Origin of the sequence: Kribbella sp. NPDC049174 (genome assembly GCF_043197365.1) — a bacterium.
Classification (GTDB): Bacteria; Actinomycetota; Actinomycetes; order Propionibacteriales; family Kribbellaceae; genus Kribbella.
The window spans coordinates 38055-51042 of record NZ_JBICSZ010000001.1 but is presented as its reverse complement, the minus strand read 5'-3'; the positions used below and the strand labels follow the sequence as shown (position 1 = coordinate 51042).

Annotated in this window: 10 protein-coding genes; 4 read left to right on the top strand and 6 right to left on the bottom strand. The window is 66.6% G+C overall.

All coding sequences use genetic code 11. The features are described 5' to 3' along the window. Window positions 1-3 precede the first annotated feature (3 nt). The 4 genes from ACGFIF_RS00255 to ACGFIF_RS00240 all read right to left on the bottom strand — a co-directional run bounded on the left by ACGFIF_RS00255 (window position 4) and on the right by ACGFIF_RS00240 (window position 4432). Window positions 4-1665: an ABC transporter substrate-binding protein gene (locus tag ACGFIF_RS00255; RefSeq protein WP_393149727.1), complete on the bottom strand. Its 1662-nt coding sequence runs from the start codon at window positions 1663-1665 to the stop codon at window positions 4-6. Window positions 1666-1688: 23 nt separating this feature from the next. Beyond that, the gene (locus ACGFIF_RS00250; RefSeq protein WP_393149725.1) at window positions 1689-2630 is read right to left on the bottom strand and encodes a carbohydrate ABC transporter permease; all 942 of its coding nucleotides are present in this window, start codon (window positions 2628-2630) and stop codon (window positions 1689-1691) included. Continuing rightward, window positions 2627-3622: an ABC transporter permease gene (locus tag ACGFIF_RS00245; protein ID WP_393149723.1), complete on the bottom strand. Its 996-nt coding sequence runs from the start codon at window positions 3620-3622 to the stop codon at window positions 2627-2629. Before ACGFIF_RS00245 ends, ACGFIF_RS00250 begins: the two co-directional genes overlap by 4 nt. Window positions 3623-4081: 459 nt before the next feature. Further along, window positions 4082-4432: an SDR family oxidoreductase gene (locus ACGFIF_RS00240; protein WP_393149721.1), complete on the bottom strand. Its 351-nt coding sequence runs from the start codon at window positions 4430-4432 to the stop codon at window positions 4082-4084. A gap of 336 nt (window positions 4433-4768) precedes the next feature. Between ACGFIF_RS00240 and ACGFIF_RS00235 the strand changes: the two genes are divergently transcribed. After that, on the top strand, window positions 4769-6010 hold the full coding sequence (locus ACGFIF_RS00235; protein ID WP_393149719.1) for an MFS transporter: 1242 nt from the start codon (window positions 4769-4771) through the stop codon (window positions 6008-6010). Here the strand turns inward: ACGFIF_RS00235 and ACGFIF_RS00230 are convergent. Together ACGFIF_RS00230 and ACGFIF_RS00225 are read right to left on the bottom strand one after the other, a co-directional pair. Beyond that, the gene (locus tag ACGFIF_RS00230; RefSeq protein ID WP_393149717.1) at window positions 5994-6986 is read right to left on the bottom strand and encodes a TerC/Alx family metal homeostasis membrane protein; all 993 of its coding nucleotides are present in this window, start codon (window positions 6984-6986) and stop codon (window positions 5994-5996) included. The two genes, ACGFIF_RS00235 and ACGFIF_RS00230, sit on opposite strands and share 17 nt — an antisense overlap. Window positions 6987-7552: 566 nt before the next feature. Continuing rightward, window positions 7553-8248, bottom strand: coding sequence for a hypothetical protein (locus ACGFIF_RS00225; RefSeq protein WP_393149715.1), 696 nt, complete (start codon window positions 8246-8248; stop codon window positions 7553-7555). A 352-nt stretch (window positions 8249-8600) separates the two neighbouring features. Between ACGFIF_RS00225 and ACGFIF_RS00220 the strand changes: the two genes are divergently transcribed. The 3 genes from ACGFIF_RS00220 (at window position 8601) to ACGFIF_RS00210 (ending at window position 12938) form a co-directional block, all read left to right on the top strand. Continuing rightward, window positions 8601-9605, top strand: coding sequence for a hypothetical protein (locus ACGFIF_RS00220; protein WP_393149713.1), 1005 nt, complete (start codon window positions 8601-8603; stop codon window positions 9603-9605). 214 nt (window positions 9606-9819) lie between these two features. After that, window positions 9820-11826 (top strand): prolyl oligopeptidase family serine peptidase, encoded by a 2007-nt coding sequence (locus ACGFIF_RS00215; protein WP_393149711.1) that lies wholly within the window; start codon window positions 9820-9822, stop codon window positions 11824-11826. A gap of 125 nt (window positions 11827-11951) precedes the next feature. After that, a complete protein-coding gene (locus ACGFIF_RS00210; RefSeq protein WP_393149709.1) occupies window positions 11952-12938 on the top strand; it encodes an NAD-dependent epimerase/dehydratase family protein in 987 nt (328 codons plus the stop codon). Window positions 12939-12988: the final 50 nt, after the last annotated feature.

Genomic DNA, 12988 nt, shown 5'->3' with positions numbered 1-12988 from the left:
TACCTACTTGCTCCCGGACTTGTACTTGTCGTACGCCTGCTGCTGGATCTCGAGGTACCGCTTCATGCCGGTGCTGTCCAGACCCTTCACGTAGGCGTCCCACTCGGTGTCGATGTTCTTCGAGCCGGTGATGAAGGCCAACTGGTTCTGGTTCACGTAGCTGTTCAGGTTCGTCTGCAGCGTGGCGAGCTCACCACTCAGGCTCGGGTCCGGCCAGACCGAGGTCTGCGGGAACCACTGCGCCTTGTCCTCGTGACCTTCGTACAGCTTGGTCGCCTGGAACAGCCGCCGCTCGAGGCCCGCGCCGGTGTAGATGTCGGCCGGCACGACCTGCGCGTTCCGGTACGCGAGGGTGTTGTTGTACTGCCCGAGCGCACCCCAGTTGATGTTCTTCGGCGCGTTCTGCTTCGGCTTGTACAACGGCGTGACCTTGTCGTCGAGCGCGATGTCACCCGGACCCGGCTTGGTCCAGCCGACCCCCTCCGGGCCCATGTTGGTGATCATCTGACCCTCGTCGGTGTAGATGTAGTCGAGCATCTTGATCGCCGCGACCTGGGCCTCCTTGCTGGCCTTGTTGGTCAGCATGAAGGTGTAGCCGGTGGAGGTCGGGTAGTTCAGGCCGGTGTAGCTCTTGCCCTCCGGACCGGTCAGCGGCGGCACCGCGTCGTACTGCTTGTCCCGGCCGTCCTTCGAGTCGAGCTGGACGAAGATGCCCGGCCACAGCACCGGCACCGAGCCGAGGACGACGGCCTTCGGGTTGTTGCCCTGGGCCTGCAGCGCGGCGGCGTTCTGGGTGAACGCGGCCTGGTCGATCAGGCCTTCCTTGTAGAGGGAGTTGATGTACTTCAGGCCCTCCTTCCACTGCGCCGACGTCACCGGGGTGACGACCTTGTCACCGTCGAGCGTGATCAGCGACCGGACGCCGTTGTTCGCGCCGACCGGGTCGTAGGCGAACGCGTTCATCAGGTACGCGATCAGGCTGCTGTCCTGCACATCGGTGGTCATCGGGATCTCGTCGGCCTTGCCGTTGCCGTTCGGATCCTGGGTCTTGAACGCCTGGAGCACCTTGCGCAGATCCTCGGTCGTCTTCGGCGTCTGCAGGCCGAGCTTCTTCAGCCAGGCGCTGTTGATCCACAGCTTGTCCGGGTACGTGCAGTGGTAGCAGTCGGCCCACTGCGGCAGCGCGTAGATGTGGCCGTCCGGCGCGGTCGACATCTCCTTGTACGTCTTGTTGGAGTCGAGCGCCTTCTGGATGTTCGGCGCGTTCTCCTTGATCAGGTCCTCCAGCGGCACCGCGATGCCCTGCTGACCCAGCTTGAGCACCTCGGCCTGGGTGAACGCGTCGATCCACGGGATCATGAAGAACAGGTCCGGGTAGTCGCCGCTGGCCAGCGCGATCTGCCGCTTCTCCTTGGCCGGACCGGCGTCGTACGTCGTGGTCTGCCAGCGGAACTGGATCTTGAACTTGTCGCTCATGATCTTGGTGACCTGGTTCGTGTCCAGGTTGGTGTTCGGGTCGGCCGGGGTGAAGGTGTCGATGACGACCTTGCCGTCGGCCGTCGTCTCGTTCGCCGCCCCCTGCGCCGACTTGTCCGAGCTGCACGCCGCGAGGGCGAGCGTGCCGGCCACCACGAGGGTGACGACCTTGCTCACTGTTGAGCGCATTTCTGTTAGTTCCCTTCTCGGAGTTAACCCTTGACCGCGCCGACCATCACGCCCTTGGTGAAGTGGCGGGCGACGAACGGGTAGATGATCAGTACGGGCAGGCTCGAGATGACGATGAGCGCGTACTTGAGGACATTGGCCAGCTGTTGCTGGTCGAGCTGCTGGGCCAGGTTCTGGGTGGTCGAGCCACCGGTGGCGGTGTTCAGGATCAGGACGTTCCGCAGCACGATCTGCAGCGGGTACAGACTCGGGTCCTTGAGGTAGACCAGCGCGTCGAAGTAGCTGTTCCACTGGGTGATGGCGTACATCAGCGCGATCACGGCGATGACCGGCTTGGACAGTGGCAGCACGATCGACCAGAGGAAGCGCAGATCACTCGCGCCGTCGATGGTGGCCGCCTCGTAGAGCTCGTCCGGGATGGTCGAGCGGAAGAACGTCCGCGCGATGATCACCTGCCAGACCCCGATCGCGCTCGGGATCACCATCGCCCATCGGGTGTTCAGCATGCCCAGGTCCTGCACCACCAGGTACGTCGGGATCAGGCCACCGGAGAACAGCATGGTGAAGATCAGGACGCTCATGATCAGGTTCCGGCCGAAGAAGGTCCGGCGCGACAACGGATAGGCGATCGCGATCGTCAGGGTGACACTGATCAGCGTGCCGCCGATCGCGTAGATGAACGAGTTCAGGTAGCCCTGCATGATCTGCGGATCGCCGAACGCCACCTTGTAGGCCTGCAGACTCGGCTCGACCGGCCACAGCAGCACCCGGCCTGCACTCACCGCGGACGCACTGCTGAACGAGTTCGCGACGATGTAGACGATCGGCACCGCGACCAGGATCAGCGCGACCCAGAGCATGATCTTCACGCCGAACAGGAAGATCTTGTCGGTCCGCGTCTCCGCGATCACGGTGGAGTCGGGGCGTTCCGTCGTACGCCGGAAGGCCTGTAGTGAAAGGCTCATGACCAGAGTCCGTTTCCGGTGATGCGCTTGGCGGCGAAGTTCACGCCGAGCAGCAGGACCAGGTTGATCACCGAGTTGAACAGCCCGATCGCCGTGGCCATGCTGAAGTCGGCGTTCAGCAGGCCGGTCTTGTAGACGTAGGTTGCGATGATCTCGGACTGCGCCAGGTTCAGCGGGTTCTGCAGCAGGAACGCCTTCTCGAACCCGATCGACATGATGTTGCCGACGCCGAGGATCAGGATGATGACGGCGGTCGGCATGATCCCGGGCAGGTCGACGTGCCAGATCCGCTTGAGCCGGGTGGCGCCGTCGATCTTGGCCGACTCGTGCAGCGCCGGGTCGATACCGGCCAGCGCGGCCAGGTAGATGACGGCCGAGTACCCGGTGGTCTGCCAGACGTCGGACCAGACGTAGATGTGGCGGAAGTAGTCCGGGTTGCCGAGGAAGTCGACCGCCGGTACGCCGAACAGCCCGATCGCGTCGTTGACGAACCCGAGCCGCGGCGACAGCACCAGGATCGTCATCGAGACGACCACCACGGTGGAGATGAAGTACGGCGCGTAGGTGACCAGCTGGACGGTCTTCTTGAACCGGCCGTTGCGGATCTCGTTCAGCGCGATGGCCAGGATGATCGGGATCGGGAAACTGGCCAGCACGGTGTAGGCGGCCAGGATGAAGGTGTTCTTCACCAGCGTCCAGAACACCGGGTTGGCGAAGAACAACTCGAAGTTGCGGAACCCGACCCACTCGCTGCCCCACGGCCCCTGGACCGGGCTGTAGTTCTTGAACGCGATCACCGCGTTTGCGATCGGGATGTACTTGAAGATGACGAAGTAGGCGAGCGGTACGACCACCAGCAGGTACAGCTGCCAATGCCTTCGCAGACTGCGGCGGGCCGCGGTCCGGCGGCTCGGGCGAGGTATCCGGGCGGGTGTCACCTTCTCCCCGCGGACCGGCGCGGGCGGCGCCGCCGGCTTCAACGTTGTGCTCACTCCCCATCCTTTCCAACCCAATATCCGATAGGATCCTGGGTTCTACTTCCGGGAGGATGACACAGAACCTCCGGCAGCGGAAGAGCCTCACCCCGGCCGAGACCAGACCTTGACCGAGCGACTCAGATCCCTTGTTTACAAGGACTTTCCTATGTTGCTTCGAGCAACCAAAGGGCACGAAGCACCGAATGATCCGATGGCCTCGCCACCGGATCCGGGCAGGAAGCAGTCCCGGACGGAGTCGCTCTGAGCCGCCGACCCCGGTCCGCACCGCCGCCGCCTCCCCCGCCCGTGATCGAGGCGCGGAGGCTTTTATTTCCTTTGTGAACTATGTCGCAGTCAACCCGTCCGGCCCTGCCCGTGTCAACCCCCGGGCGCGGGTGAGCTGACGCTCGTGGCGCTGTACGAAAGCCTCGGCTACCGCGTTACCGAGCGGCAGCCGAGGTATCGCATACCGTTCTAGTCCGCGATCGCTCCGCACGAGAGGTTGAGTACGGCGGCTGTCATCGGGCCGGCGTGGTCGGATGCGGCGAAGGCGGCCGTGTGGGCGACCTCGGCGACCTTGGGCAACCGGCGTAGCGCGGTGCCGTTGATCAGGTGGTCCAGACCACCTTCCTCGATGTCCCACTCCGGGTGCGTGTCGGGCGTGAAGTTGGGGCGGAGGGCGACCACGCGGACGCCGTACTGACCGACCTCGCCGGCGAGCGCCCGGGTCAGCGTCTCGATGGAGGCACACGCCAGGCTGAAGCCGCCCATCGCGAAGTCGGACCCGGATTCGTACACAATCGCGGTCTGGTTCTCGAGCAGCATGGTGGAGATCCTCTCGTCGGTCCTGCCTGTCACAGGGGCGACGGAGCTGCTCGCCGATTCACTACATCGGGGCGCGAAAAACCTGACCCGACCATCACGGGGGAACGGCCGGGCCAGGCACTATCGATGGTACCTCTGATCACCGCTCGTGGTTGGGTAAATCGGAGGCGGACTCGCCGGTTCCTCCCCTACCCTGTCGCCATGCAACGTCGCTCCTGAAAGCGCACCTCCGCACCCGCCCGCCGGGTGGGCCGCCGTCGTGCGTCACGTCAAGCGTTTGACCTGTAACCGGTCGCGCTTCGTCATGCCACGCACACGCTTCGGGAGCCACCCAAAATGCCTGCCTTCCGCTCGGCCGATCCGGTCCGTACCTATTACGCCTTCAACGGCGCCTGGGCCTTCTTCGGAGCCCTCGCCTTCACGCTCAGCATGGTGTACTACGTCCGCGACGTCGGACTGGATCCACTCGAGATGGTCCTGGTCGGCACCACCCTCGAGCTCGCCTGCTTCCTGTTCGAGGTGCCCACCGGCATCGTCGCCGACCTGTACAGCCGCCGGCTGTCCATCATCATCGGCTTCCTTCTGATCGGTGCCGGCCTCCTGCTGCAGGGGCTGGTGCCGACGTTCCTGGCGATCCTCGCCGCCCAGGTGCTCTGGGGTGTCGGCTACACCTTCACCTCCGGCGCCGACCAGGCCTGGATCACCGACGAGATCGGCGTCGACCGGGCAGCCAAGGTGTTCGTCCGCCGTCAGCAGTTCACCCTGGCCGCAACGATCGCCGGCACTGTCTGCGCCGGCGCTCTCGGTCTGGTCAGCCTGCCGCTGCCGATGGCGCTGTCGGGCGCCGGGATGATCCTGCTCGCGCTGATGCTGGCGATGTTCATGCGCGAGGACAACTTCCACCGGACGCCTCGCGCCGAGCGGGAGACGTTCCGGCAGATGGCCGAGACGTTCAAGCACGGTCTCGGGGTCGCTCGGCGGCGTCCCGTCGTACGCACGCTGGTGCTGATCAGCCTGATCTCCGGGCTGTCCAGTGAGGCCTTCGACCGGTTGTGGACGGTGAAGCTCCTGAGCTTCAGCTTCCCGACGGTCTTCGGTACGTCGGACCCCGCGTTCTGGTTCACAGTGCTCGCGCTGGTCGGCACGCTGCTGTCGCTAATCACCTCGGTGGTACTGAACAAGCTGTCGCCCGAGCGACTGAGCGCCGTACATCCGAACGGCATACTCGCGGTCCTCAGCCTGATCCAGGTCGTCGGCGTGATCGCGTTCGCGCTCCTGGATCACCTCTGGCTGGCGCTCATCGCGATGTGGCTGCGGACGATCACCGGCGCACTCGCCTGGCCGATCGAATCCGCCTGGCTGAACCGGCACGTCGACTCCCGGTCCCGCGCGACGGTGATCTCGATGGTGTCCCAGGCCAACGCGATCGGTCAGGTCGTCGGCGGCCCACCGCTCGGCGCCGTCGGCCGCTCGTCCCTGCGCACCGCCCTGCTCATCTCGGGCCTGATCCTCACCCCGATCCCCCTCCTCTACCTCCGCCTCCGCCCGGCGCGCGAGGACGTCAGTCTTCCGACCTGACCCGGATCTCGACGCGGCGGCGGTCGTACGACGACTTGATCAGGCTGGCGACCGTGGTGACGAACAGGGTGCCGGCGATGAAGCCGAGCGAGGTGAGGATGCCGATGTGCGGCAGGTGGATCGCGCCGATGTCGTCGATGTGCGAACCGTGCAGCGCCTCGATGATCAGCTTCACGCCGATGAAGGCGAGGATCACCGACAGGCCGACGTTCAGGTAGATGACCCGCTCCAGCAAGCCGCCGATCAGGAAGTACAGCTGGCGCAGACCCATCAGCGCGAACGCGTTGGCGGTCAGCACGATGTAGGCGTCCTGGGTGAGCCCGAAGATCGCCGGGATCGAGTCGAGCGCGAAGATCACGTTCGCCATCCCGATCGCGGCGATCACGATCACCAGCGGCGTCACCATCCGGCGGCCGTCGATCCGGGTGGTCAGTTTGGCGCCGTCGTAGTCGTGTGACAACGGCAGGATCCGGCGCATCCCCCGCAGTACGGCGTTCTCCTGGAAGTCCGTCTCGTCGTTGTCCCCCTCGAGCGCCAGCCGGACCGCGGTGTAGACCAGGAACGCGCCGAACAGGTAGAACACCCAACTCGCGGCCGCGATCGCCGCCGCGCCGGCCAGGATGAACACCGCCCGCAGCGCCATCGACACCACAATGCCGATGTAGAGCACCTTGTCCTGCGCCAGACCCGGTACGGCGAACCGCGCCATGATGATCACGAACACGAACAGGTTGTCGACACTCAGGCTGTACTCGGTGATGTAGCCGGCGACGAACTCACCACCCGTCGTCCCCGCCCCGGGGCTGACCAAGAACAACCCGACCGCGAACAGCCCGGCCAGGCCGACGTAGAGCAGCACCCACCGGGTGGCGTCCTTGATCGTCACGGTGTGATCGCGCCGGGCGATCACGATCAGATCGAACGCGACGATCGCCAGCAACCCGGCAATCGTGAGCACCCAGACGGCAGGGGGCATGACAGAGACCATGACGAACCTCCGGACGACGGCAACAGAGCTTGGTCCGGAGGTCTCTTCCGCCCGGTAGCCCGGGCCGGCAGCACCGGTTCGGCCGCCCAGGCCTCCCGTGATGACGACACTGCCGCATACGGGCCCGGCGTCACCGCGGCCCGAGAGGAATACTCCCCTCCACAAACACACCGAGTGTATCCGCCACCAATGGAAATCACCGTGCGACGGGTCACAGGTCACTGTGTTTCGGGAGATCGTATACCGCATACAGGCTTCTGCGCTAGAGGGTGCGTGGAGCCCTCGCAGCCTCCTCCGCGCGCTCCTTCGGCGCGTGCTACGCCGGCAGCCCCGCCCGCCCGATTGCGCTCGCGACGCTCGCTGAGTTGCGCCCGCGCTGCTCGCGGACCGACTGCAGGTGGGGTCGGGCGGCGTGGATGCCGGAGTGGACTGTGGCCAATCGGGCGGACCCTTCAGCAGGATCGCGCCGGCATGGTCGCGTTCTCCTCGAGGTAGGTACGTCTGAACACGCCAACCCATCCTCGGCAGTTGCGCACCCATGCCGGACGTTCCTGTCAGTGCTGGTGCAGTCCGCGGCGGCGCCGTACCACGAGCGAGCCTAGGCCGATCATGATGCCGACGGCAGCCAGCAGGCTGGCGCCGACGATCGTCCGGCTGTGGTTGGAGTCATCCGGCACGACAGGGCCGGCAAGACCCGCCTCCACCGCGGTTGGTACATCCACCGGCGACGACGGCACGGCGGTCGTCGCGGACGACGAGCCGATCGTCGGCAACGCGGTCGGCGTCCCCGATGGCGATGCGGTCGGCGTCCCCGTAGGCAATGCGGTCGGCGTCCCCGTAGGCGTTGCGGTTGGTGTGCCGGTCGGCGGCGTGACGTCGCACTGCACACGCACCCGCGCACGGGCGACGAAGTCCCCGACGGCGTTCTGGACCCGGAGCAAGTACGCCCCGTTGGGCAGACCGCCGAACTCGACGAGTTCAGCCCCGTGTGCGGCCACCGTCACGACGTAGTCGTAGTGGATATCGCCCGCAGTGATCCCGACCATGTACTCCTGGAGCGTCGCGTTCGGGTTGCTCAGTTCGGCCACGGCGTCGGCGCCCCCGTCGCGGCACGTGACCCGTGGCTTGCTGAGCACCGGCGGCCGGACCGTGGCGGTGTGGCTCTTGAGGTCTGTGCTTCCGGTAACAAGCTGGGCCGGGACGTGCTCGGTGTTCTGGGCAGACGCCGACGTACTCCCCAAGAGAAGCACGCCTGTCACAAGCGTTGCTGCGGTCAACAGACCGCGGACGAACGAATGACGTGTCATTGCCAGACCGGAAGTCGTGCGTAGAGGTCTGGGACGCGACAGGAACAGGCCAGTCGGCGCACAGCTGGCGCCGACGATCGGCGAGACAGCGAGCGCTCCCACCGATACGGCGGCGAGTTCGAGCAGGTGGCGGGAATTGGTAGGCGAGTAATGACAGAACGAATGATGTGAAAAACCTTCACGGTGCCCCCCTTAGGACACTTACTTGATGCGCCGAGGGGGATCAAAGTTATTGATTCGGCCGGACCGCGGATGGCGGGCTAGTGCCATTTGTCGGCCTGGGCGCAACCTTGGAGTGCCGGGCTCCATCGACCAAGGTATGAAGCCAAAGGGAACGACAGAGACTCCATTTGTGATCAAGCATGCGGCGACGGCGATGGGCGGGCTGGCGCTGCTGGTGACCGCTCTTGCCACCGGCCCACCCGCACAGGCATCGACGACCGGCCGGGCCGCAGCGCCGACGACGGCGCAGGCGGTTGTCTGTGGCATCAACGTGGGAGCGGTAACGGCCGCCGGCGATCACGTGACAGAGACCTACGCCGCGACCAAGCCGCCGACCCAGACGGCTTACCAACTGGGACCGCGCGCCTTCTACCCGCCGGGCCAGGCGCGCCTCAGCAGCACCTTCCTGACTTTCCGAGATGCCATGGAAACGCAGGTGTCCGGCTACCTGACGCTCGGGGATGTCATGTACTCGAGCAGCTACTTCAAGACGATGGCGGGCGAGATCGACACCAGTCTCCCCGTGACATTGAAGAGAATCGGCAGCGGCTGGAGCACCTACACCGCCTTCGAGGTCTCCCACTACGCAAACTGGTCCTCGCATCGCGTGACCGCCTACGGCCTGCGCAACGACGGGGTGCTGTCCCGGTGGTCCGTGGACGACAGCGGCGTCTGGCGCAATCGGGTGACGTACCCCGGCCTCAAGGGTGTGAAGTCGATCGCCCTGATCAGCAAGACGGCGACCTACGACACGTTCCTGGCGAACACTGCCGCCGGCGTGCTCCAGACCATCCGCATCCCGACCACCGCGCCACTCAAGCCGCTGATCAAGACCGTGCGGGGAAGGACTTGGCAAGGCTTCGAGACCCTCGTCGCCACCAAGTGCGGCACCAGCGGCACGCTCCTGCTCGGCATCGACAAGGACCTCCAGACCGGATACCTGTACGCCGTCGGCCACACCACCGGCACGTCCACGGTGATTCAGGGCATTGGACCCGTGCAGTCGTCCAGGTTCCACTCCCCGGTCTATTTCCGGTGGGGCGTGCCGCCGCTCGACGACCCCCTGAACGGCGAGTGACACCACTTAGGTCGAACGAGGGGCCACCATCGCAGCAATCGTCCCCAAATATGGCGGTCCGCACCGTGCGCTCGATTTTGCGTTCGATGTCATGCCAGAATCGGGAATTGTGAGCTCGAACGAGCAGCCGACATTTCCGCGACTATCTGCCCGAACACTTCGCTTCAGGCTCGGTGCACCCCGCAGTTTCACGCCCGCGCCAGACGGCAGCCGGGTGGCGTTTCTCCGCGCGCCCTCCGGTACCCACCGGGGCACCGAGCTCTGGACGTACGACCCGGCCACCGGCGCCGAGCGCCGAGTTGCCGATCCGGCCACCCTGCTGACAGAAGGCCCCGAGGACCTTTCCCCCGCCGAACGGGCCCGCCGGGAACGCAGCCGGGAGAGCGCGGCGGGGATTGTCGGATATGCCACGGACCGGGAGGTCCGGGTCGCGGCGTTCGCCCTGTCGTCCCGGCTGTGGCTGGCCGACCTCGCGACGAGCGAGGTCGTCGAGCTGCCGGCAACGTCCCCGGTCATCGACCCGCGCCCGGACCCCACCGGACGGTGGGTGGCGTACGCCTCGGGCGGTTCCCTCCATGTCGTCGGCGTGGACGGCGAGCCCGACCGCGTGCTGTCCGAACCGGATGACCAGACCGGCAGCATCGCCTGGGGTGTCGCGGAGTTCATCGCGGCCGAGGAGTTGGACCGCCGGCGCGGCTTCTGGTGGGCGCCGGACGGCTCCGTCCTGCTGGTCGAGCGGTATGACGAGGCGCCAGTCGGGGTGTGGCACATCGCCGACCCCGCGCAGCCGGACCGGGAGCCGGCGGTCCTGCGCTATCCGGCGGCCGGTACGCCGAACGCCGAGGTGTCTCTCTGGCTCGTCGGGCTCGACGGCTCGCGCCGTGAGGTCGCCTGGGACCACGAGCGATTCCCGTACCTTGTCGAGGTCGCCTGGACGTCGTACGGTCCGCCGCTGGTGGAGGTGGCGACCCGCGACCAGAAGACGGTGCGGGTGCTGTCCGTCGACGTCGAATCAGGAGAGACCGAGATCGTCCGCGAGGACGGTGACGCAGCCTGGGTCGAGAACGTCCCGGGAGTTCCACGCTGGCTTCCCGATGGTCGGCTCGTCACGACTGTGGACGACGGGGCAAGTGACACCCGGCGCCTGGCGTTCGACGGTCGGCCGGTGACGCCTGACGGCCTGCAGGTGGGTGCGGTTCTGGACGTCGACGAGGCGGGGGTCCTGATCGCCGCTTCGACCGAACCCACCGAGTCGCACGTTGCAAGGGTCGCTCCGGACGGCACCCTGACCGCTCTCAGTGAGACACCCGGCGTCCACTCGGGCCGGTCGGCCGGCGATCTGGTGGTCCTGGCCTCGGAGTCGCTGGAGTACGACGGGGTCCGGGTGCGGGTCCTGCGGTCCGGTACCGAGGTCGGACGGATCGCCTCGCGCCAGGAGACCCCGCCGTTCGAGCCGAGCGTCGACCTGCTGCGACTCGGCGCGCGCGAACTCCGGACCGCAGTGCTGTTCCCCCGGGCGCATGTGCCCGCATCGACTCGGCTCCCGCTGCTGCTGTCGCCGTACGGCGGACCGCACGGGCAACTGGTGCGGTCCGCGCGGGCGGGGTTCCTCTCGAGCCAGTGGCTCGCGGACCAGGGCTTCTGCGTCGTGGTCGCGGACGGTCGGGGCACACCAGGACGCGGGCCGGCCTGGGAGCGGGAAGTGCTCCACGACTTCGTGAGCACGCTCGACGACCAGGTGGAGGTCGTCCGCGAGGTGATCCAGCGCTACCCCGACGATGTCGACGCCGACCGGGTGGCTATCCGCGGCTGGTCCTACGGCGGATATCTTTCCGCGCTCGCGGTGTTCCGGCGGCCAGACGTCTTCCACGCCGCGGTGGCGGGCGCGCCGGTGACGGACTGGCGGCTGTACGACACCTGCTACACCGAGCGCTATCTCGGACACCCGGACGAGCAACCCGACGTCTACGAGCGCAACGGGCTGCTCGCCGATGCCGGACGGCTCGACCGCCCACTGCTCCTCATCCACGGGCTCGCCGACGACAACGTGGTCGCGGCACACACGCTCCGACTGTCCGCGGCCCTGCTGGCGGCCGGCCGGCCCCACACGATCCTGCCGCTGACCGGAGTGACCCACATGGCGTCTCAGGAGGTTGTCGCGGAGAACCTGCTGCACCTCGAACTCAGCTTCCTCCACGCCGCCTTGCCCCCGTCCGCGTAGCCCCGGTCATAGCCCCGGTCATAGCTCAGTGCCGGTAGTTTGGAAGGCCGGTTTATGGTGAAACTCCCGCCTCGGCACTACCTGGCACTTCGTCCACGGCGTTGCGATCCGGAGGAGTTGTTCGAGTGACTGCCCTGCGTGTTCTCTTTCTCGGCGGGACCGGCATCATCAGCTCGGCGTGCTCCTGGCGAGCCATCGAGTCGGGACTCGACCTCACGGTCGTCAACCGGGGCAAGACGTCGACCCGCCCCCTCCCGCCGGAGGTGCAGCAACTCACCGCCGACGTCGACGACCCAGCGGCCTTCGCCGCAGTCGCCGGCCAGGACTTCGACGTCGTGGTCGACTGGGTGGCATTCACGCCGGATCAGGTGCGCGCTCGCACCGATGCGCTGCGCGGACATGTCGGCCAATACGTCTTCATCAGCTCCGCCTCGGCGTACCAGACGCCACCGGCCCGGCTGCCGATCACCGAGTCGACGCCGTTGCGGAACCCGTTCTGGCAGTACTCGCGCAACAAGATCGCCTGCGAAGACCTCCTGACGACGCTGTACCGCGACGAGGGCTACCCGGTCACGATCGTGCGGCCGTCCCACACGTACGACCGCACCCTCGTCCCGTTCGACGGCGGCTGGACCATCGTCGAACGAATGCGCCGCGGACAACCCGTCGTGGTGCACGGTGACGGAACCTCACTGTGGACGCTGACGCACCACAGCGACTTCGCCCGCGGCCTGGTCCCGCTGCTCGGCCACCCTCGCACCCTCGGGGAGGCCTTCCAGATCACGTCCGACGACGTCCTGACCTGGGACCAGATCGCGAACGCGCTCGCCGCCGCGGCCGGCACGTCGGCACAGATCGTCCATGTCCCGTCGGACGCCATCGCCGCCGTGCATCCTGCGTGGGGCGCCGGACTTCTCGGCGACAAGACCCATTCGGCGGTCTTCGACAACACCAAACTCCGCCGAGTGGTCCCGGACTTCGTTGCCACCATCCCCTTCGAAGCAGGTGCCCGCGAGATCATCGCCTGGCATGACGAAGACCCGACCCGGCAACGTATCGACCACTCCATCGACGAAGCGATGAACACCCTCATCGCCCGCTACAAGCACTAAGGCGGTCCCCCGGCAAGGCCGATAGCCGGGGTCGTACGGCGCTGCAGCGC

Coding starts and splice junctions, on each gene's coding strand:
- ACGFIF_RS00230 (WP_393149717.1), bottom strand. CDS start 6,986: ATGCCCCCTGCCGTCTGGGTGCTCACGATTGCCGGGTTGCTGGCGATC.
- ACGFIF_RS00250 (WP_393149725.1), bottom strand. CDS start 2,630: ATGAGCCTTTCACTACAGGCCTTCCGGCGTACGACGGAACGCCCCGAC.
- ACGFIF_RS00235 (WP_393149719.1), top strand. CDS start 4,769: ATGCCTGCCTTCCGCTCGGCCGATCCGGTCCGTACCTATTACGCCTTC.
- ACGFIF_RS00240 (WP_393149721.1), bottom strand. CDS start 4,432: ATGCTGCTCGAGAACCAGACCGCGATTGTGTACGAATCCGGGTCCGAC.
- ACGFIF_RS00255 (WP_393149727.1), bottom strand. CDS start 1,665: ATGCGCTCAACAGTGAGCAAGGTCGTCACCCTCGTGGTGGCCGGCACG.